The 20,916-nt window shown below is 56.8% G+C and carries 17 protein-coding genes; 3 read left to right on the forward strand and 14 right to left on the reverse strand.

Annotated features, from left to right (window positions below):
* Together ACC569_RS05150 and ACC569_RS05155 are read left to right on the forward strand one after the other, a co-directional pair.
* A partial coding sequence (locus ACC569_RS05150) for a choice-of-anchor Q domain-containing protein (protein WP_372522428.1) occupies positions 1-1,282 on the forward strand: 1,282 nt, incomplete at its 5' end.
* A gap of 305 nt (positions 1,283-1,587) precedes the next feature.
* Positions 1,588-3,198 carry a choice-of-anchor Q domain-containing protein gene (locus tag ACC569_RS05155; RefSeq protein ID WP_372522429.1) on the forward strand — a complete coding sequence of 537 codons (1,611 nt, stop codon included), beginning with the start codon at positions 1,588-1,590 and terminating at the stop codon, positions 3,196-3,198.
* Positions 3,199-3,260: 62 nt separating this feature from the next.
* On the opposite strand, the gene nadE is transcribed toward ACC569_RS05155, so the two are convergent.
* The 10 genes from nadE to ACC569_RS05205 all read right to left on the reverse strand — a co-directional run bounded on the left by nadE (position 3,261) and on the right by ACC569_RS05205 (position 14,372).
* Positions 3,261-4,250: an NAD(+) synthase gene (gene nadE / locus ACC569_RS05160; protein ID WP_372522430.1), complete on the reverse strand. Its 990-nt coding sequence runs from the start codon at positions 4,248-4,250 to the stop codon at positions 3,261-3,263.
* 40 nt (positions 4,251-4,290) lie between these two features.
* A complete protein-coding gene (locus ACC569_RS05165; protein WP_372522431.1) occupies positions 4,291-4,539 on the reverse strand; it encodes an acyl carrier protein in 249 nt (82 codons plus the stop codon).
* A 357-nt stretch (positions 4,540-4,896) separates the two neighbouring features.
* Entirely contained in the window at positions 4,897-6,423 is a 1,527-nt protein-coding gene (locus ACC569_RS05170; protein WP_372522432.1) for a class I adenylate-forming enzyme family protein, read from the reverse strand.
* Positions 6,416-6,889 (reverse strand): AMP-binding protein, encoded by a 474-nt coding sequence (locus tag ACC569_RS05175; RefSeq protein WP_372522433.1) that lies wholly within the window; start codon positions 6,887-6,889, stop codon positions 6,416-6,418. Before ACC569_RS05175 ends, ACC569_RS05170 begins: the two co-directional genes overlap by 8 nt.
* Position 6,890: 1 nt before the next feature.
* Positions 6,891-8,870: an asparagine synthase (glutamine-hydrolyzing) gene (gene asnB / locus ACC569_RS05180; protein ID WP_372522434.1), complete on the reverse strand. Its 1,980-nt coding sequence runs from the start codon at positions 8,868-8,870 to the stop codon at positions 6,891-6,893.
* A gap of 19 nt (positions 8,871-8,889) precedes the next feature.
* Positions 8,890-9,963: an ExeA family protein gene (locus ACC569_RS05185; RefSeq protein ID WP_372522435.1), complete on the reverse strand. Its 1,074-nt coding sequence runs from the start codon at positions 9,961-9,963 to the stop codon at positions 8,890-8,892.
* Between the two features lie 7 nt (positions 9,964-9,970).
* The gene (locus tag ACC569_RS05190; protein WP_372522436.1) at positions 9,971-11,281 is read right to left on the reverse strand and encodes a hypothetical protein; all 1,311 of its coding nucleotides are present in this window, start codon (positions 11,279-11,281) and stop codon (positions 9,971-9,973) included.
* Positions 11,282-11,322: 41 nt separating this feature from the next.
* Positions 11,323-12,258: a CpsD/CapB family tyrosine-protein kinase gene (locus tag ACC569_RS05195; protein WP_372522437.1), complete on the reverse strand. Its 936-nt coding sequence runs from the start codon at positions 12,256-12,258 to the stop codon at positions 11,323-11,325.
* 2 nt (positions 12,259-12,260) lie between these two features.
* Positions 12,261-13,799 carry an XrtA system polysaccharide chain length determinant gene (locus ACC569_RS05200; RefSeq protein ID WP_372522438.1) on the reverse strand — a complete coding sequence of 513 codons (1,539 nt, stop codon included), beginning with the start codon at positions 13,797-13,799 and terminating at the stop codon, positions 12,261-12,263.
* 18 nt (positions 13,800-13,817) lie between these two features.
* Complete coding sequence (locus ACC569_RS05205; RefSeq protein WP_372522439.1) at positions 13,818-14,372, reverse strand: XrtA/PEP-CTERM system exopolysaccharide export protein; 555 nt, start codon at positions 14,370-14,372, stop codon at positions 13,818-13,820.
* Between the two features lie 596 nt (positions 14,373-14,968).
* Here ACC569_RS05205 and ACC569_RS05210 point away from each other — a divergent pair.
* On the forward strand, positions 14,969-15,868 hold the full coding sequence (locus ACC569_RS05210) for a J domain-containing protein (protein ID WP_372522440.1): 900 nt from the start codon (positions 14,969-14,971) through the stop codon (positions 15,866-15,868).
* A 21-nt stretch (positions 15,869-15,889) separates the two neighbouring features.
* On the opposite strand, the gene ACC569_RS05215 is transcribed toward ACC569_RS05210, so the two are convergent.
* The 4 genes from ACC569_RS05215 to ACC569_RS05230 all read right to left on the reverse strand — a co-directional run bounded on the left by ACC569_RS05215 (position 15,890) and on the right by ACC569_RS05230 (position 20,905).
* A complete protein-coding gene (locus ACC569_RS05215) occupies positions 15,890-17,290 on the reverse strand; it encodes a TIGR03013 family XrtA/PEP-CTERM system glycosyltransferase (protein WP_372522441.1) in 1,401 nt (466 codons plus the stop codon).
* A 668-nt stretch (positions 17,291-17,958) separates the two neighbouring features.
* On the reverse strand, positions 17,959-18,543 hold the full coding sequence (locus ACC569_RS05220) for a HupE/UreJ family protein (RefSeq protein ID WP_372522442.1): 585 nt from the start codon (positions 18,541-18,543) through the stop codon (positions 17,959-17,961).
* Between the two features lie 77 nt (positions 18,544-18,620).
* The gene (locus ACC569_RS05225; RefSeq protein ID WP_372522443.1) at positions 18,621-19,193 is read right to left on the reverse strand and encodes a HyaD/HybD family hydrogenase maturation endopeptidase; all 573 of its coding nucleotides are present in this window, start codon (positions 19,191-19,193) and stop codon (positions 18,621-18,623) included.
* Complete coding sequence (locus ACC569_RS05230) at positions 19,175-20,905, reverse strand: nickel-dependent hydrogenase large subunit (RefSeq protein ID WP_372522444.1); 1,731 nt, start codon at positions 20,903-20,905, stop codon at positions 19,175-19,177. Before ACC569_RS05230 ends, ACC569_RS05225 begins: the two co-directional genes overlap by 19 nt.
* Positions 20,906-20,916: the final 11 nt, after the last annotated feature.

Consider the following 20,916-nt stretch of genomic DNA (forward strand, 5'->3'; position numbering starts at 1 on the left):
GCCCTTTACCGTGCGCGCCGGGGCGATCTACTTCGTCACCCCCGCCGGCACCGGCAACGGCGACTATGCCACGCCGATGTCGCCGAGCGCCGCCTACACCCAGATGGGGCCGGGGAAGACGTTTTATTTCCGCGGCGGGACTTACACCGGCGGCTACGGTGACGGCGGCGTCTACGGCGATCGCAACTATTCTCTCGGGCAGGCCAAGGGCGGCACCGCGGGCAACCCCCTCGCCCTCGTGGGATACCCCAACGAGATGGCGCAGTTCGTCTCCCCGGTGAGCACCGACCGGGAGAACATCTCGCTGGCCGATAACAGCGGCCAGCCGGCCAATTACGTGACGATCGCCAACCTCACTCTGTTGGGGGGCGCGGCATGCGTTAGCGACGGCGGCTGGTATCTCACGCCGAAGTCGGGCGGCACCAACATCCGCGTCGTGGGCAACGTCATGTCAGCGCGCTACGGCAACAACAACACCATGACCGGCGTGATCTTGATCCAGAACGACCACTGGCGCGTGCTCGGCAATGAGATGAAGGACACCGGCACCGGTGCACCGATCAACAACAACCACGGCATCTATAATCAAGCCGGCGCGAGCGATACTGAAATCGCCTGGAACTACTTCCACGACCTGCGCATGGGGCACGTGATCCAGGTGCATACCGATCCTTATTACGTCTATACCAATGTGCGCATTCATGACAACGTGCTGACTCAGGGCGCGAACGGCGACTCACGGGGAATCAACGTGGGTAATGCTCTCAGCGGCACGTACGGGTCGATTTACAATAATATCCTTTACAACGTGGGCCAGAACTTCAGCGGCATTATGATCTATTCCGGTGACTGGAAGATTTACAACAACACGCTTTATAACGTGTTCGCCACCAGTGGCATTATCAGCCTCAGCAATCTACCACTTCAGCTCGGCGGGGCCCCGGCCAATTGGGGTGTCCCAACCGCCGACATCAGGAATAACATCATTTACTCCGACGGCCAATCAGTCTATGTCGGAGCCGAGAGCGGCGCGTCGATATCGCAGGCTACGCTATCCAACAACTTGTACTACAACTTTGGCGCCGCGCCGTCCCAGGACACGGCGCCGATCACCGGCGACCCGCTGTTCGTCAACGCCGCGGCCGGGAACTTCCACCGGCAAAGCGGCAGTCCCGCGACGAATACGGGTACCACCAGCGTCAGCACCGTCGTGACCATGGATCACGACGGTGTGAACCGGCCGCAGGGCGGTGGGTATGATGTCGGAGCGTACGAACAGTAGCTTTAACCAAGCCCTTGTTCAGCAGGCCGGTGTTTCTGCGGAGGGTGGGGTCTTTGAACCCTCCGATCCGTCGATGGCTAAGCCCCGGGATATGACGATCCACTGTCATTAATCGGCGAGCGGGTCCCCTAATTACTTCCGCACATCAGTAGACCCACGATCCGCAAAGGACTGTGGGTCTTTTTTTCTGACCCGGCGTTCCGGAAACGTATGTCAAGAATCCGGACAAAGTGCCATCAGCTTACGCCCTGGATGCTTCGTTGCTATACTGCAACGCAAATCCAAACCAATAAGCTTGACTCACTATGACCGCATTCTCCCTCACAAAGCTATTGCGCCTCGGTTGCTTTGCGCTCGCACTTCTGGTGAACCCCTGGCAAGCATTGGCAGGGACGCCACCGGTGCTCTTTTATTCCGATCTGGAAAGCGGGCCTAACACCGGCGGGCAAAACGACAAAGGAATCTATGTCACGATCTGGGGAAATAATTTCGGGACGGCGCCGGGGACGGTCACCATAGGCGGAGGCAAGGCCGACAATTATCCGATCTGGAGCAACACCAAGATCAGCTTTCAAATCGGCCCCGAGGCAAAAACCGGCAATATCATCGTTACCACGAATGAAAATCAGCCGTCCAACCCCCTTCCCTTCACCGTGAGGGAGGGAAGGATTTTCTTCGTATCCGCCAAACACTCGAGCCGCGGCTCTGGAAGCTACGAGAATCCTTGGCGCTCGCCGGGTTCGTTTTACGGCAAGATGCGTCCTGGCGACATACTTTATTTCAGGGAAGGCGCTTATCCTGAACAGTACACCGAGACCAATTGGGGATCGTACAATTTTACGCTGGGTCGTGCCAGCGGGGGTGCGCCCGGCAAGCCCATCGCCTTTGTCGGTTACCCCGGTGAAACCGCTGTTCTCAAAGCCCCGTCAAAATCACATGGCAATATCACTTTTGGCGACAGTACGGAAACCCAGGCCAGCTATATCACCATCGCTAACCTGACCTTACAGGGCGCCGATTTCTGCATCGGCGGCGGCGGATTCTGGCAACGGGAAAAAAGCGGCGGCACTCACATCCGGGTAGTCGGCAATCGACTGTCGGCGAATTACGACGGCAACACCATGACCGGCCTGATCTCGGTGATGGGCGATTCCTGGCGGATTTTCGGCAACGAGTTCGTCGATACCGGCACCACGCCGCCCATCAACAACAACCACGCGCTTTACATCATGACCGGCGCCAGCGACATCGACGTCGGCTGGAATCAGTTCCGCAACCTGCGCATGGGACACGTGATTCAGGTGCACACGGACATCCCTTATCGCTACCAGGATATCCGCATTCACGACAACGTCATCACGGCCGCGGATAACAACGACTCCCGCGGTATCAACGTCGGGCGCGCCCTCCCTGGCACATACGGGGTGATCTATAACAACGTGTTGTATAACGTCGGCCAGAACTTCAGCGCGATCGCGATCTATTCCGGAGATTGGAAGATATACAACAACACGCTCTACAACATCAACGCGACCGACGGCATCATCTGGGTTAGCGCTCAGGCGGGTAAGGTACCGACCGTCAAGGTCGTCAACAACATCATCTACTCTGACGGCCAATCGCCCTATGTCAGCGCCCTGCACGGGGCGAAGCTCAGCCAGATCGAGCAAACGAACAATCTCAGCCTGGGCTATATTCCCCCCGACAAGCCCAAGCCGGGAAACGGAAACAAGGCAGATTTAGTATTCCAGAATCCGGCGGCAGGCGATTTTCACCTGCGGCCCGGCAGTCCTGCCATCGACCAGGGATCGGACACGGTCGCGCCGGTGGTCAGCCGTGATCGTGACGGAATACCCCGCCCACAGGGAAAACAGTTTGACATCGGGGCTTACGAAGCCGTGGTGCCTGCTCGCTAGGCTCAGTTTCGAGCAGGTATCCTTATCGTTGGAAAAATCAAAGCCTGCGGGCAGTTTGACGGTCAGAGACCCAATTCTGGTACATTTTCTACAAGTACCGGTTTGGCGTGCAGAAAGGCGGTGGTGCGCCGCTTTGTTTCAATATCGCGATAGATAAACTCCGCTTGTTCGCGCGAGATCCCCAGACAGTATGCGAGCTCCTCCGCGGGCAAGCCATGATTATGCGCCCAAAGCGACAAATCCATCTTTTCATACGGCAAAGCGAAATAAAATTCGTCCTGCCCCTGCGGCAGACTGTAGGTATCCGTGGTGGGCTTCGAGTTGCAGATCACCGACGGTAATCCCAGAAAGCGCGCCAAGGCATAGACCTGGGTCTTATAGAGGTGCGCGATCGGCTTCACGTCGGCTGATCCATCGCCGTTTTTGACGAAGAACCCCTGGTCATATTCAAGTCGATTTGGCGTGCCCACCACGGCATAGTGCAATCGGTCGGCATGGAAATATTCAATAGTCTTGCGGACGCGTTGTTTATAATTGGTCGCTGCGACAATCTGCAGATACTGCTTATGATCCAATCGCTTTTCCTGCCTTTTTCCATCGGGCGTCTGAACAACGAGCTTGAAGTAGTTAAACCTGCCGTCGATACCGCCGGCGATCACCAGTTTGCTCTTCCAGTCTTTTTGATATTCGGGAAACACTATGCGGATGGCATCGTCACGCCATTGGTAGCAACCGATCGCTTCCAGCGTCGGCGCAATGTTCTGTTTGATGTACTCAATTTTCAGGTGTTCGGCAAGCAGCTTTCCCAAATCCTCACTGGCAGCGGAAGAGTCCTTTTCCGGCATCAGTAGTCCAAACACCCTGCTGGGACCCAACGCCCGTACCGACAAAGCCGCGCAGACCGAACTATCGATTCCACCGGAAAGTGCCACGACCACGCCGCGTCGATGTTGATCCCGACCGACAATATCGACCAGGCGCTGGCATATGCGATCCGTTACGGTCTGCGGTTCAATGTCCAATACGCCTGAAGTTAATTTAGTTGCCGCCACGCGCGTCCCCTGTATTGTTAACAAGTAATAACGGTCCTGCTCAGGTCAATTTACTGTCCACGTACTTTTCGATTTTTTCCAGGCTATCGAGATTTTCAGGGACCATCTCGGCGTCTTCAATGCGGATGCCGAAGGTCTCTTGTAAAAAAGAGATGAGTTCCAGCACGCCGGTGGAGTCGATAATGCCTTTCTCAATGAAGGAAACGCTGTCCGTGATCCTCTCCGGATCGCCGCCCATCAAAAAGTTATTGAGAATGTATTGCCTGACCTGTGTTTTAATGTCGTTCATACGATCTCCCATGTATATATTTCTAATGCTTTCTAACGCTTCTCGCTCTTTCTGTCGGCATCAGCCACCCTCGCAAATTTTTCCAGGTTGTGGGTTTCGATAAGACCGGCAAGAACCCGACATATTTCTGCACTGCTGAAGTTATTCATTTATGATGCCGGGCTGTCGGAAATCCTCTCTCGTTAAATTCAGCAACAAAGTGATTATAGACGGCTGGCGGATATTCGCCATTTCACTGCGCCCACGTTAAGGTTCGAATAAGTCCTGTATGGCGCCATATCCTGGCAACATGACGCATGACAAGCTGCCGCGCAGGCGAGCGCGGCGGCATTATACGTCTGCCTGCGAAGTACCCTGTTAATTTCTTGATGCGAGGAGAAATCGCCTCACTTTCCCCGAGGCCGTGCGTGGCAGTTCGGTATTGAATTCGATGTACTTGGGGACCTTATAGGCCGGAAGCCGACGAAGGCAGTGCGCCTTGATGGCCACGGCATCGACACAGGCACCCGGCTTGAGGACGATTACGGCCTTTATCGTCTGACCGAGAATCTCATCGTTCACGCCCACTACCACAACCTCTCCGACGCCGGCGAGTTCTGCGATGGCCTCTTCGATATCGTTTGGATTGATGCGATGGCCACCGCTCTTAATGATGTCGTTCTCCCTGCCCTGGATGAAAATATATCCGTCTTCATCCATGTAGGCGATATCACCTGTCTTGAGCCAGCCGTTGCTGATCACTTCGCCTGTGGCCTCGGGATCGTTCCAGTATCCGGCCATGATATTGGGCCCGTGGGCATAGATCTCACCGGTCGTACCCCGCGGTACCTGATTACCTTGCGTATCGCGAATCTCAAGCTGCACATCCGGTATGGAAATGCCGGCTGACCCTAGTTTCTGTTCCAACTTCGCGGGCGGTAAGTAAGCCAATCGCGCGGTGGCCTCGGTTTGACCGTACATAACGAAAAGCTGCACGTGGGGTAACTCTTCTCTCAGCCTTTTGACATGCGCGGGAGGCATTGCACCGCCTGCTTGGGTCATGTACCTCAGGCAACGCAGATCGTAGTTGTTGAGCTTGACGCGACTCAAAATTAGAGCGAAGGTTGAAGGCACTCCGGGAAAACCGGTAATGCGCTCTGCCTGCATCTCGCTTAACACGTTGTGCAAATAGACCAGATTGTTCTGCAACACCAAAGTAGCGCCGACCGCCAGGTGTGTATGAAGGACTGAGGCTCCGTAAGAGTAGTAAAACGGAAGTACGTTCAGGCAACGGTCCTCAGGCGTGAGATTCAGATAAGCAAGAATAGATGCTACATTGCTCACGAGGTTGCGATGACTGAGCGTCACCCCCTTCGGTCTTCCAGTGGTGCCAGAAGTATAAATGATTGTTGCAATGGAATTTTGCTCAAGGCTGTCGAACGCGACCTGACGACCTTCGGCAGACGCCATAATGGCATCCCAGCTTGAAGCCCCGTTAACCACGGGCCCGTCGCTGCCGACAACAATAAGCTGCAACTTCGGATGCGCGGATCTCAGCACCTCATCTAATTCTGGATGTAGCGCATCGGCGATGAGCCAACTGGCACCGCTGTGCGTGAGCCAGTTAACCAGATCCCTCGCCTTCGTGGCGGTATTGAGTGCGACGGCAACCCCGCCAGCCATGAGCGTGCCATAGTAAGCCACGATGTACTCGGGCGAGTTCTCCAGCAGGATGGCTACGCGATCCTCTCGTCCCAGCCCGCGCTCCTTTAGAAAGGAACCCAAGGCGCAAACGTCACGCCACAGTTGTCCGTAGGATACTCTTCTGCCTCGATGAACGACCGCCTCGGCATCGAAATGCCGCTCGACGCTGAGCTGTAGGCGATCAACCAATGAACTAAACATGAATCACCGCATCCTCGTATTGCACATCGGGCGGTATGCCGTTATGTGATGTTGTTGTCCACGACAGCGGGCATTGCCCGTCCCCGCAATAGGAGCAGACCGAGGCCTGGGCCATCAGCATGTTGCGATGACTCGACATGATGCCCTTGGGCTCGCCCGTGGATCCGGAAGTGTAGATGATCGCCGCCAGGTCCTGATCGATCGTCGTAGGATCGACCCCCTCGCCGGGGTGGGCCAGCGCCGCCTCCAGGGGATGCCGGCCGGAGTATCTCCAGTGAGGAACAATGCAACCCGGTCGCCGTGCTGTACTCCGCGGTGTTGCAAGGAACGCAGCGAGTCTACGAACGTCGCGCGCGCCGTTCGTAAGTGCAGCGTCCTTCCTTGCAGACAAGCGCACACCGCGCGGCGTACGCCGCGCGGTGTGTTCGAACGTTTGATGCAGAAGCATCGGGAAAGGTTGAAGCACGTCAGACTGCCTTGGCTAACTGGGAAAAGCCGGTGTCGGCGAAACTGTTCGCCACCCGGGAAGAGCGGATGAATAGCTCGTCGACCAGCATGGCGGAAAGTATGCCGACGAAGGCCATGTTGTCGCCAAAACCAATGGCGCGGCCGGCGCGGCATTTCTCCACGAGTTTGGCCACCGACTTGGGATCGAAATAACCCGCGGTGCGTAGCCGCGACTCGCTCAAAAGCTCCGCCACGTAGGGAAGCGGCACTCCGTGATGGAAGAAGCTCTGGCTGTCGGGGGCGCGGTACGGCTGTTTCGTGCGGGTGCGGATGGACTCGGGCAGCAGTCCTTTCATGGTCCGCTTGAGCAGGTATTTCTCCGTGAGTCCCATGAGCTTGTAGCGCGGCGGCAATTGATTCGCGAACTCGATCAGGCGATGGTCGAGGTACGGAAACCGCCCCTCGACGGAATTGGCCATCGCCACGCGGTCACCTTGGGAGCTCAACAGATAACCGGACATGAGCGTATGTGCCTCGATATATTGCTCCCGCCCCATCGGTAGCCAACGCTCGATTCCCGCCGGCAATTTGCGTTCGATGGCGGCATACGGATCGAAGTCGCCAAGGGCCTCACGCAACTCAGGGCTGAAGAATTGCCAGATGCGCCGCGTCGTGGTCCAGCGCGGGATATGGCCGAAGAATGGCCTGTCCTTGTGCTCAATGCCCTCGCCGAAAAACTTTCGGGTAAAGGCCCGGCCCGACGCGGGCGAGTGCTTGAGATACGGATAGAGACGCTCGAAAAGCCGTGGACGCATCTCGGATTGCGGTGCGCGCGCGCAGAAGCGCCTGACCTTCGCCTCCTTGAAGATATCGTAGCCGCCGAAAACCTCGTCGGCTCCCTCCCCCGTCAACACCACCTTATACCCCTCCGCGCGCACGCGCGCCGAAAGCAGCATCAAGGGGGTCGGCGCGGTACGCACGATCGGGCTTTCGGTGTGCCAGACCGTGCGCGGGAAGGCGGCGCCGATGTCCGACGCCGTGCAGCGCACATCGGTATGGCTAGTGCCCAGGTACTCGACCAGATTCTGTTGATGCCGGCTTTCGTCGAATTCGGCGTCCTCGAACGTCACCGAGAAAGTGCGCAACGGCGTGTCGGTGAAGTTCTTGATGATGGTGGTTATGATGGAGGAATCGAGCCCTCCGCTCAAATACGCCCCCACCGGCACGTCGGCGCGCAGCTGCAGCCGCACCGCATCGATCAGCAGCGCGCGCAGTTCCTCGGCGTAGGACTCGCCGCTGCGGGAATCCTCTGGCAGCGCTTCGGGGAACGACCAGTCCCAGTAGCGGTGGACACGGATGCGCCCGCCTTCCACCGTCATCACATGGCCCGGGGGCAGCGACTCGACGCCCTCGAATACGGTGGCTGGAGCCAGCGGTGACCAATAGGTGAAAATCTCGCCCAAGGAGCGCGTGTTGAGCCGACGAGGCACCTCGGGCAGCGCGAACAGCGCCTTGACCTCTGAGGCAAACAGCAAGCGACCGCGTGCCGTCGTGTAGAAAATGGGCCGGATGCCCGTTCGGTCCCGCGCTAGGATCAGGCGCTGCTTGGTCTTGTCCCACAGGGCGATGGCGAACTGGCCGTTGAGATGTTGCACGAATTCATCGCCATACTGCTCGTAGAGGTGGACGATGACCTCAGTGTCGGAATGCGTATAGAACGCGTGTCCGCTTTTTTCCAACGCCTGACGCAGCTCGATGTAATTGAAAATCTCGCCGTTGAACACAACCCAGACGGTCTTGTCCTCGTTGCGGATGGGCTGCCACCCGCCTTCGAGATCGATGATGCTCAGACGGGCGTGGGCCATGCCCACGGTCTCGTCCGCATAGAAACCGAAACCATCGGGGCCGCGATGCTCGAGCATGCGAATCATCGTGGACAACTCCGGCTCGGCGGGAGCGCAACCGGAGGAAGTATTAAGAATGCCTGCGATACCGCACATGGGCCGTCTCCGGAAGAAACTATTTTTCCCTGACGTGCTTCGCTCTGATGCTCTCCATGCCCGGTTTGTCCGCTTCCAGCGAAGCGGCGATGCGCTTCAGTAGCTCTTCAATATGGACGATTCTCCCCGCGAGGGAAGACAACGCTGGCGTGACATTCTCAAGCCTTCCGAGCTGGTTGCTGATGTTCCCCAGCGACTTGTTATTGTCGCGCAACAGGCCCTGCATTTCGCTCCCGCCGGTTGCGGCGATTTCAGCGCGGCGCTTGTTGACCCGCTTGGCGTAAGGCAGCCACTGCAACTCATCGATCGCCGTGTTGAGGATATTTATGGACACGGTGTACACGTTGTCGGCAAAGGCGCAGGTCATGGCCGTGTCGCACAGCGTGTTGATGAGTCGTGGCAGACCGCCGGTGTATTTGTAAATGATCGGAAATGTATCCGGCGTGAAAATTTTCGTGGGATCCTCGGCGCCGGCGATCCGCAGCCGGTGGTGAATATAATCGTGCGTATCGCTTTCCGACAGGGACTTGATGTGGTACCGCAGTCGCACGCGCTGCTGCAGTTGTTCCATCTCCGGCGTATCGAGCGTGTCGTTGAGCGACGGCTGGCCCACGAGGATGACGTGCAGCACCTTTTCCTTGCGCGTCTCCAGTCCCGACAGCATCCGGATTTCCTCCAGCACCTTCAGGCTGAGGTTGTGCGCGTCATCGACGATCAGAACCAGTTGCTTGAGCTGGAGAAAATTATCCAGCAGATAGGTGTTGAGCATGTCGATCAGCTCGACCTTTTTGGCGTTGAAGGGGTTGAGACCGAACTCAACCAGGACCGCCTGCAGTAACTCGACTTCGTCGAGCTGGGTCTGGAATATCTTCGCCACCAGCACGTTTTCATCGAGCTCGGACAGCAGTTTCTGAATCAACGTCGTCTTGCCGGAGCCGATCTCGCCGGTAATCACCACGAATCCCTCGCGGTTCCACACGGTATAGTCCATGTAGGCCTTGGCGCGCGAATGCGCCCCGCTCATGTAGAGAAATTCGGAGTCGGGCGTAAGCCTGAAAGGCAGCTCTTTTAATTTGAAAAACTCGAGATACATGACAGCATTATCTCCGGTGCAATGGCGTGAACAGGGGCCCGCTGCTGTACAGAAGGGTGAGAAGCAGGCGGTTATCGACGAAACCCATCGTCGAATCCGTGCTCCGGCGTTCGGTACGGCTGCCCTCCAACCCCACGCTGACGGCACGCGTGATGTGGTAGTCGAAACGGAGACCGGAATTCTGATCGGTGTCGCGCCGGATGAAATCCAGATATTCCGTCCTGGTGTACTCCGTGAACAATGTTGCCGTGCTCGCGGCCGAGAAGAAATAATCGATCTGCAGGCGACCGTTGGTTGCCTTGTTGTCCTGCGGGGTCGTCTCATAATCCAGCTTGCGCCGGCCGGCCAGAAATTGCACGCCGACCTGGCTGCCGCGATGGGTGTAGAAAATCGTCCCCCCCTTCGTTTCGTACACGTCACCGGTAATGACGGCCCGCGAAATCCCCGACGGTGCGCTGGGCTCCCCGCCCGCGGGGCCCGTGGCCGGGGTCGCCGCCAGGACGTCCGAAGCCGTGTTCGAAAATTCCTTGCTGACGGACGCCCCGAAACTGGACTGCGGCGTCAGCTCCCGGAGCCACGACAACCTGGCCAGCGTGCCACGGAGATCGTCGCCGCGATCGAAGTTGATATGGGTAGCGCCGAGATCGAGGATGTACTGCGAACGGGAGGGGTGGAATTGGACGCGGAAGAACACGTCCTGACTGGTAAAATCGTTATTGAGCGTGGAATCCTCGAATTTGACGTCCAGTACCTGATAGTTCAGTGACAGAGTGGTCGTGGGCGAGGATTGATACTGCCATCCGGCCAAACCGTTGAAGCGTTTGTTATCGGCGTTGGCCGCGCCGGTATAGACATCGCCCACGCGCGCGCCAAACGCCAGGGTATGCACCGGTGCCAGCCGCACGTAAACATCGGGCCCGGTGCTGAAAACGTTGAGATTCGTCCGATTCGCCGGCGTATCCGGGATCGTTGAGTTCAGCAAGCCCTGCTGATAATCGTCCTGCACCGTCCAGAAGGAACGTTGCGGGGATAGGGTCCACACCACGGATGAGTTCAGGTCGAACAGAGTTTCGTCGCTGAAGGTGTTCTTTTGGTAATCGTTGTACGTAGCCTGCGCCAGCACCCGGGCGACCACATCGATTGTTCTTTCCTGGTAGGCAAAACCGGCCAGCAAAGAATGGATCCAATCGCTTTGCTCATTCGTGGAGACACGCGCGATATTGTCGCTGTGTTCACCCATGTATCCCACCCCGTAGGCGAACTCTCCCGCCTGCAGCGGCCCGACCGCGCCGCCGCACAGAAGGATTCCCGTTATCAAAAGTTTGCCGCGTTTCCGTTCGCCTCTTGATCGTTTATTTTTCACTTCGCGTGCTCGGGCTTGCTTTGAACAGGATGGAACAGAATATCCCGCAAGGCCACAAACGGGTTCAGTATGCTGCGCCACCTGAAAGGCGGAGGCGCGGGCTCATTGTTGAAAACGATGCCGAGCAGTTTCTTTTCACCGACGGCCTTCACGCAGGTCTCGATCTGGGAGTCCATCATCCGGCCATACGGCACCACCAGCACGACGTAATCGCACAGCTCGGCGAGAATCTGGGTATCGGCGGATTCCGTCATCGGAGGCGCATCGAGAATAATGTACCGCTCCCGGTAACGCTGCTTGATGCCGTCGAGCATCTGGTTCATCTTGGCGGACGTAAAATATTCAGCGGATATTTCACGCCGTCCGCCGGAGGGAATGATTCGCAGCCGCTCGATCCCCACCGGATGAATGATCTCGGTAACGTCCATGTCGGGATGTTCCAGATAATCCGTCAGCCCATGGTAGGTGCCGGGACTGAACAGACGGTGCAGCGAGGGATTCTTGAAATTGCAGTCCAGTAGCAATGCCGTCTTGCCGGCATCGAACGAAAACGCCACTCCCAGGTTCAACGTCACAAAGCTGCTGCCGCCGCCCCCCGCCACGGAAGTGACCATGATCACGCAGTTCCGGCCTTGGGATTTCTGGAGAATCTTGGTTCGGATCTCCCGGAAGGCGCGCACTATTTCATTTTCACCCAGTTCGGGATGGATGATCCGCTGCTGAGCGAGCACATTTTTGCTGAGGGGAGATTTCTCCCGCATGCGGGCGATTGCCTGGCTCGTGCCGGCACGCTGTTCGATCAGCGCGGTCACGCCGGTCGTGGCGGGCAGGTTGCTGGTGAGCTGCTCCTCCACGTGCGGTGGTTGGGACGAGATCACCCGCAGTCCGCCCATGCCACGCGCCTTGTTCAGTGCCTTTTCGATCTTGCTCATGGCTAAATCACCTTCGTGAACCGCAGCACGGCAACTGCTGCGACAGCGAGGAGCGCCACGCTCATCGCGAGCGTCAGCCACTCCACCTCACGCCGGACCACCTGCGTCTCGGTCGGCGACCACATGTGCGGCACCACCGCGAGCAACGGCACCTTGCGCTTGTCCGTGATCATCGCCCCGAACCGGATGCGCGGATCGAGATGGAGTTTGGCCAGAAGCAGTCCCAGCGGCAATGCCATGCCCAGGGCCATGCCGCCAATGACAAAATGGATGAACCGCAGGCCGTTCGGTTCCCGCGGAAACACAGCCGGTTCCTGGATCTTGATCGTGAGGCCCTGCTTGTCCTTATCGAGGTTCATGGACACGCGCGCGTTCTCCCGACGACGCAGCAGGTCCTGGTAGATGTCGCGGTTCACCGTGTAATCGCGCGTGAGCTCGGCGAGCGCCGCCTCACCTCCGTGCACGCGCTTGCCGCGTACCAGTTCCTCCGCGAGTTCCCGCCTGGCTTCCGCGATACGCGCGTTGAGCATCGCGATGGCGACCATCGTCTGCGAGAGATCGTGCTTGAGTTGCTGATACATGGGGTTGTTTATCACGGAATCATTGACAATCACTCTGCCGCTCGCCTTGGCTTCCGCGCGCTGTTGCTGGTCCTCGGAGATTGCCTGGTTCAGGTCCTCGATCTGATGCTTGAGCTGGATGATGTCGGGATAGCTGTCGTGATAACTGAGTCGCAACGTCTCCAGCCGTGATTGAAGTTCCGCTATCCGGGAACGAAATTGGCCCTCGCGCGAAAGCGTGTTGGCGACCTCCGCCTCACCGGAAAGCTGCTTCTCCAGGGAGACCCTTCTGACGTCCGCCTCCTTCACGTCCTGGGTCGCCTGCTCGATTCGCTGCTGGAGCAGATTCAGGCGGGTGCTGACGTCGGCGTCGCTCCCCGGTCGCGCGTCGAGATTGGCGGAGCGGAACTCCTTGAGCTGTTCCTCGGCCTTGACGAGCTTGTCATGGTATTCCTCGGTTTGCTTGTTGATAAAATCATAAGCCGATTGACTCTCCGCCGCCTTGGCACCGAGACTTTCGGAAATGAACAGCTCGGCTATCTTCTGGGTCATCTTGTACGTGCGATCCGCGTCGTCATCCTTGTATTCTATCTTGATGATGTCTCTGCCGATATTCGTGATAGCGGTTCGCTTTAACAACTTGTCGATGATTCTGTCCTGTTCCGTCAGGGAAGGATTACTTTTCAACCAGCCGCCCTCTTCCATGATCTGATTCATCAGCTTGCGGCCATAGATAACCTCGCGCGCCAGACGCGCGCGATCCGACGCATCCGTCGCCACCGCCGCGCCCTGCATCAGCGGCTGAATCACCCTCTTGTCTTCGACGAGAATCGAGGTGGACGCCGTGTACGCCTTGGGCCACAGCAACCCTACCGGCAGCAGGACGAGATTCACCAGGATGAAAACCGCCACCACGGCTTTGCGGTAATGGAATGTTTCGTTGACGAGAACTTTCAACTGTTGTTCTGGAAGCATCTTCATTGCGCGATCCTCCCGTGGCTAGAACAATCTCTCCGGCACGGTCACCACATCCCCGGGCCTGAGCTCAGCATTGGTTTCCAACTTGCCCTTCGTCAGGATATCGTTCAGGTCGATATCGAAGACTTCGGTCTTGTTTTTTTCCTTGCGGTACAGCTTGGTGCGGTTCGGGGAGGCAAAATCGTTGACGCCACCGGCCTCGAGCACGGCATCCAGCACCGTCATCCCCTGACGGTAAGGCATGGAACGGGGGGTGCGCACCGCTCCGGTCACGCGTATCCGGGACAGGAATTCATGGCTGCGCAGTTCCGTCAGGATGACCGCGACATTGGGGTCACGGATGAACGCCGCGAGTTTGTCTTTGATGATCGCCGCCACCTGAGCCGGTGTATTACCGCCCGCCGCGACGTCTCCTATCAACGGCACGGATATCTTGCCGTCCGGCCGCACCGGCACCGTGACCGACAGCTCCGGATTGTGCCATACCGTTATCTGCACGCGATCATCAACGCCAATCCGGTAGTCGCCAGTGACATAGGAAGCGAACTGATTGGTCTCCTTTTCCACCCTTTCCACGGTACCCGGTTTTGATGCACAACCGGATGCCAACATTCCGATCCCTGACAGCAACACTAAAAAAAAGCTATACAATTTCATTATTGATTATTGCCTGTTAATACCTTGTCTGAGTCTAATAATTATTCGCCGTGGAATTCCCCCGGCCTCCTGAGCTTACTTCCAGCTGTACAGCCGGCCTCTTGTGGTAATTATTATTGTTGCGAAGTGTGAATTATTTTCGTCGGTTTTCTTGCCGGTCTGTCATTATCCACAGTTAACCGCGGAAACCGGCGCTGCCGGGATCCCGTCCCATTGTTTCCTAAACAACGGTCTGGATTATACATCTGAGGGCGAAAAATGTGATTCTTGAGATGAAGCTTAGCTAGAATAGCGCAGCGAAACATAAGGTTACAGAAACGACGCCTGGCATGAAATGAAGTCCTACCAGTACTTTTCATGGACGGAAATTTATTCATCCCTTTATAATTCAGGTCACATCTGTTGCCGAAACGCGGCCGGCACCACCCGTCCACGAACCGCCACCGGCATTCGCATAACTAAAACATGGGTTTCTGCTTTATCGGCGCCAGCGCATCTCACCACAATATGCCTCCATGACTGAACGATACACCCATCATTACCGCATTCTTGGAGTTCAACCGGGGGCTGGCTGGCAGGAGATACGACGGGCATACAAAAGCTTGGTCAATATCTGGCACCCGGATCGCTTTCAGCAGGATGCCCGCCGGCATAAACTGGCGGAAGAAAAAACCAAGGAGATAACCCAATCCTACAAGGAACTCGGCGAATACTATAAAAAATTCGGCGTGCTGCCCGACGTCACCATGACAATGGAAGTACCCGTCGCGGAGGTTACCGCATCGCAAGACGCGCAGGATGCGCCTCCGGCTCCCGAGGGCCAGGACGCCGGGTCCTCTATCGCCGACCGGGCACCGAACAAGACGCGTAAAAGTCGGCGGTCCAGGTTCCAAACTAGAACCTTGACCGCCGCGGTAATGATAGGTTTCGTATATTTCGTCTGGCAAATCATGCCATGGGACCGTTCCGATATGCCGCCTCAAAACAAAAAACAGGAGGCCGACGTACCGGTGGATGAAAACTCAAACCGGCATGACCACGCGCCCGAAAAATATTTCACGTTTGGCACGCCGCTGGGAGAGGTCTACGCCATACAGGGTGTGCCCACCAAATCCGAACATGACGTCTGGCATTACGGAAAATCGAAAGTCTATTTCGCCAAGGGAAAGGTGCTGCGCTGGGAGGAAAATGCCGACAACCCCCTCCGAGTCAACGTCATTACGGAGAGTGAGAAATTGAATACGATGTTTTTTGGCGAGGGGTCATCGAAGGAACAGGTCCTGGCAGCGCAGGGCGCTCCCGACCGCGATACCGAGGGCGTATGGGACTACGGTGCATCAAGGGTGTATTTCGACAATAACCGGGTAAAAGGATGGGACGAATCGCCGTTCAACCCGCTCAGGGTACGGCACTAATCCAATCCCCGCGGCCAAAGTTCAGCGGGCGCCCTTACCGAACAGGATTACCTGCGCGGTTTGAAGAAGAATAACCAGATCCAAGAACAACGTATGGTTTTTTACGTAATAAAGATCGTACTGCAGTTTCTGTATCGCGTCTTCGGTGGTGGCGCCATAAGGATAACGTATCTGGGCCCAGCCCGTGATACCAGGCTTCACCGTGTGTCGTGACGGATAATAAGGAATCTGACCCGTCAGTTCGTTGACGAAATAGGGACGCTCCGGCCGAGGTCCGACAAAGCTCATGTCGCCTCGAAGCACGTTGAATACCTGGGGTAATTCGTCAATCCGCATTTTACGAATAACGCGTCCAACACGCGTGACGCGATCATCCTGCTTCTTCGCCCATTGAGGCACGCCGTCATGTTCGGCGTCGATACGCATGCTGCGAAACTTCAGAACAGGGAAGGAGCGCCCATACTCACCTACTCGCTCCTGCCGGTATAGAATCGGGCCGCTGCTTTCCAGCCAGATCAATATCGCAGTGATGAACATAACCGGCAACGTTAACAACAGCAATGCGCTGCTCGCTGCTATGTCAAACATGCGTTTGGTTATGTCCTTGATGGAGCCGCGGCTAAAACCATCGGAGAAAATCATCCAACTTGCATTCAATGACTCCAGTTGTATCTGGCCCGTCTCACGCTCGAAAAAAGAGGAGAGATCGACTATTTCAATGCCAGCCAGTTTGCATTCGAGGAGTTGATCTGCCGGCAGACCGCCGTTACGCCGCTCGCGCACGCCCACCACAATCTCGTCAACCCGGTGTTTCTTGGCTACCGAAAGAATAGAACCCTGGTATTGAAGAACCCTGGTTTTGGTGATGCAGCATTCTGAATTGGTGAGCGGTAGGCAGCCGACAAGATTGAATTTGCGCTGCCCGTTCTCGTCCCGCTCCAGCGTCTCGACCTTCGATGAACGGCTTCCCGCGCCCAGCAGCAGGATGCGCCGATTGAGTGCATCGAGCTTGAACAAACGGATGAATATGATCCGCGTTACGGCGGCGCCCACGAACGCAATCAGAAATACAAAACCGAATGCACCACGGCCGAGGTACAGGCTCGGGACAGCATAAAAGATTAACAGCATCGCCACGAGGCCGACCGCAAAGCTGGCGATAAAGCGGACAGAATAGCCCCACTCGCTTTCCTGTTTGACGTCACGTTGGTGCATCCCAAAGGCGGTCATGATGCCGAGCATGACAAAAGTAAAAACCAGTGCGCGCGGCAGGGTCGGCCCCGCTGACTCGAACTCACCATACCGGCCCCCGGTAAAACGCAGCGCCGTACCGGCATACATCGACGAAAACAGCACAACTGCCTCGCTAAGCAGCAGAAGCAGAAGCGGAAGCGGCACATAGTGTTTAAACAGACGGATCATAAGAGCAACTCTGTCAATCCTTTACAAGCGCCCCGTTACAAACACTAAACCCGGTTACTGACTCTATCGGTCTTTTATTACAAATTGTGACCGGGTTCATAGCGCCGCCTTGATGCGCGGTCATCAATGCGAACAGGTACCTCTGCAAAGGGGCAATTATTATGCCAATAGAAATCTAAGCGAAAATGTGTTTTTTGAAATTTCCCGGAAAATTGCCCAGGGATCAACCATAACAATAGCGCGAATACTACACGCAAGGGGGAGAAGCGCGTTAAACGGGCATTTTTATATGGCGCACCTGATGAGATCCAAGCACCCGACCGCCCGGTTCGTAGCTGGAACTTGAGCGTTGAAACCTAAGACAACTCAGCCACTTACGATACTGGCCACTTTCTTGTTTACGACGTAAATCGCTGTTTTCCGTACCGCGAAAATTTCCTACGGCATAAATTTGGCACAACATTTTATCTCCTCCGTTTCCACTAGGTCCAAGGGTCTAGTGATAACGGAGGTTCATTTTCCAGTGCATGCTGGTAATAGGCAACGACAGGACGTCGGTGCCAACTTCGGTGACTATCTAAATACTGTCATTGTCGCCAGGGAGTCTGATGGTACTTTTTCAACCTTGACTGGCAAAGGGTAACCACGACATTACCGAAAGATCATTTTTACATCCCTACCCACATCAAGGCGCCGGCGCCGGCGATCATAGCGCCCCCGACCCGCAACAGAACGGTAGCACGCTGAAACAAAATGCCTGCACCCAGGCCTGTGACGTGCAAGCCAATCGTCGCGAGCAACATTCCCAAGCCATACGACGCCGCCGAAGCCGCCTGCGGCAGCTCCGTGCCGTGCGCATGACCGTGGAATAACGCAAACACGCCGACCAACACCATGCCCAGCGGGATCGCCATGCGGGTGGAGAATGCGATCAGAAGACCGAGTATCAGCACCGACGCCGCAATTCCGGATTCCACCGCTGGCAAGGTCAGGCCTGCCGCCGCGACAACCGCACCCAGAACCATCATGCCGACGAACGCAAGTGGAACGCTCCAATACGCACGTCCTCCGAGCTGCGCCGCCCACAGGCCCACGGCAATCATCGCGAGTATATGATCCAGACCCGCCAGCGGATGGGCAACACCGGCGGCGAAACCAGCGCCGTGGGCACCCAAGTTGTGCGCAGCCGCGATAGGAACAAATAAACTTGCGGCCACTGCCAGTATCGCCGCCGACCAATATTTAACTTTCATTGCAGTGCCTCCAGTTTGTACTCATGTCTTGGGCATTTCTCCATGCTGACTCCGTCACACCCACAAGGATTGCGACGTCATGCGGCGCCCCGTTGAAGTTGGTCAAACGCGTCAACCTCGAAACCAAGGGAACGAAGTTTTCCCACCAGCCGTCCCACGAGCGCATCCATGCGCGTCGATACGAGATCCGACAATTCCAATCCGACATCCAGATTCTGGGGTTCGACACCGATGACAGTAACGTCCGCGGGTTTTTCGCCCATCAGTTCCAAGGCCGCCAGCATATCGGCCAGTCCCATCTGGTGCGGCGACACGCGGCTTTGAAAAAATGCCGGTACTTCAGCGCCGCTCAACGTGATCACGGTCCCAGGCGCCTGACCGGTCCTTACGGCATCGACCACAATGAGATGATCGCGATTACTGATATGCTCGAGCAGCGACATGCCTGCCGTCCCGCCGTCGAGCACTTCGACCGCCCCCGCTATTCGATACTGCCGCTGCAGCTGCTCCACGACCCGGACACCCACACCCTCATCTTGTAACAAAATATTTCCGAGCCCCAGCACCAGTACACTCCGTCCCACCGCCGGGTTTTTGACGCTGAGTGGTTTATTTTCTGTTCCGAGATGCACTAGAAAGGCACTCCACATTGCGCGCCAATGGCTTGCACCTTCACAATCTCTTTATGATTGCGGGTATCCACCATGTGAACGGCGCAAGCCAGACATGGGTCGAACGAGTGTATCGTGCGCAGAACCTCGAGCGGCTTCTCGGGATCGGCGACGGGATTGCCAACCAGCGACGCCTCATAAGGACCCGGCGCGTCATTCTCGTCACGCGGGCCGGCGTTCCAGGTGCTGGGCACCACCGCCTGGTAGTTGACGATTTTGCCGTCGCGTATCACCGTCCAGTGGGAAAGGGTCCCACGCGGCGCCTCGTGGAATCCGAAGCCGCGGATTTCCGATTTCGGGAACTCGAAACGGTTGAACGTCGCGACGTCACCCTTGGCAATATTATTAACCAGTAACTGCCATTGATTCTGCAGCGATTCGTAGAATACCGCCGTGCGTACGGCTCGGGCCGCGTGACGCCCGATCGTGGAATGCAGTGCCGCGACCGGAATCGGGCCACCTGCAACTTTCCCCGCCATGGCCAGCACTTTGTTCAGGTAACGCTTGGTGGGCTCGTGACCCGCCGCCACCATGCACAGCACATTGGCCAGTGGTCCCACTTGAGCGCGTTTGTCGTAGAACGTCGGCGCCTTGACCCAAGAGTATTTGCCGTCATCCTGAAAGTCGGTGTACGCCGGAACGGTCTCACCATCGTAGGGATGGAGCGCCCCCTTCCCGCCCTTGTACCAGGCGTGCTTGACGCTCTCTTTCACGCCCTTCTGAAAGTAGGCGTCCTGGTAACTGGTGATCGGTTTGAACTTGGACAAATCCCCATTCTCGATATAGCCACCCGGCAACTCGAATTTCGTCCCCTTGGTATCCAGCGGCAGATCGGGCACCGAGAGATAATTGGTCACGCCCGATCCATACTTTGTCCAATCAGCGTACATCGCGCCGATGGCGGCCACGTCGACCAGGTAAACGTTGTTGATAAAATCACCCAGCTCGTCCATGAGGGTCTTGATGTAGAACAGGCGCTCCATCCCGAGGGCCGATTGACTGTCGATATTGATGGCGTTGGTCACGCCGCCCACCGCCAGGTTCTGGATGTGGGGTGTCTTGGAACCCAGGATGGTCACGATCTGATTGGCCTTGCGTTGGTACTCCAGCGCCTGCAGGTAATGCGCCGTGGCCAGCAGGTTGACTTCCGGCGACAGCTTCATCGCCGGATGGCCCCAGTAGCCGCTGGCAAAAACGCCGAGTTGGCCGGAGCTCACGAAGGTTTGCAGCTTCGCCTGCGCCTGTTCCATATGGTGGACGCTGTTCAGCGGCCAACTGGACAGGCTTTCCGCCAGTTGCGATGTCTTGCGCGGATTGGCTTTGAGGGCGGAGACGATATCGACCCAGTCCAGGGCTGAAAGGTGATAAAAATGGACGATGTGGTCGTGTATGCCGTGAGCTAACACCATCATATTGCGGATGTACTGCGCGTTGAGCGGCACCTCGAGTGCCAGCGCATTTTCCACCGCTCGTACCGAGGCGATGGCATGCACGGTCGTGCACACGCCGCAGATGCGTTGCGTGAAGATCCAGGCATCGCGCGGGTCGCGGCCTTGCAGGATGAGTTCGATCCCGCGCCACATTTGTCCGGAAGACCAGGCTTTGACCACTTTGCCATTATCGACTTCACAATCGATGCGCAGGTGCCCCTCTATCCGGGTCATTGGGTCAACGGTGATTCGTTTTGTCACGGTATACCTCC

Origin of the sequence: Sulfuricaulis sp. (genome assembly GCF_041499725.1) — a bacterium.
Lineage (GTDB): Bacteria > Pseudomonadota > Gammaproteobacteria > Acidiferrobacterales > Sulfurifustaceae > Sulfuricaulis.

Excerpts from the sequence above, each read along its gene's own strand:
- ACC569_RS05165 (WP_372522431.1), bottom strand. The coding sequence starts at position 4,539 with ATGAACGACATTAAAACACAGGTCAGGCAATACATTCTCAATAACTTT.
- ACC569_RS05210 (WP_372522440.1), top strand. The coding sequence starts at position 14,969 with ATGACTGAACGATACACCCATCATTACCGCATTCTTGGAGTTCAACCG.
- ACC569_RS05195 (WP_372522437.1), bottom strand. The coding sequence starts at position 12,258 with ATGAGCAAGATCGAAAAGGCACTGAACAAGGCGCGTGGCATGGGCGGA.
- ACC569_RS05200 (WP_372522438.1), bottom strand. The coding sequence starts at position 13,799 with ATGAAGATGCTTCCAGAACAACAGTTGAAAGTTCTCGTCAACGAAACA.
- ACC569_RS05220 (WP_372522442.1), bottom strand. The coding sequence starts at position 18,543 with ATGAAAGTTAAATATTGGTCGGCGGCGATACTGGCAGTGGCCGCAAGT.
- ACC569_RS05155 (WP_372522429.1), top strand. The coding sequence starts at position 1,588 with ATGACCGCATTCTCCCTCACAAAGCTATTGCGCCTCGGTTGCTTTGCG.
- asnB (WP_372522434.1), bottom strand. The coding sequence starts at position 8,870 with ATGTGCGGTATCGCAGGCATTCTTAATACTTCCTCCGGTTGCGCTCCC.
- ACC569_RS05170 (WP_372522432.1), bottom strand. The coding sequence starts at position 6,423 with ATGTTTAGTTCATTGGTTGATCGCCTACAGCTCAGCGTCGAGCGGCAT.
- ACC569_RS05225 (WP_372522443.1), bottom strand. The coding sequence starts at position 19,193 with ATGTGGAGTGCCTTTCTAGTGCATCTCGGAACAGAAAATAAACCACTC.
- ACC569_RS05185 (WP_372522435.1), bottom strand. The coding sequence starts at position 9,963 with ATGTATCTCGAGTTTTTCAAATTAAAAGAGCTGCCTTTCAGGCTTACG.
- ACC569_RS05215 (WP_372522441.1), bottom strand. The coding sequence starts at position 17,290 with ATGATCCGTCTGTTTAAACACTATGTGCCGCTTCCGCTTCTGCTTCTG.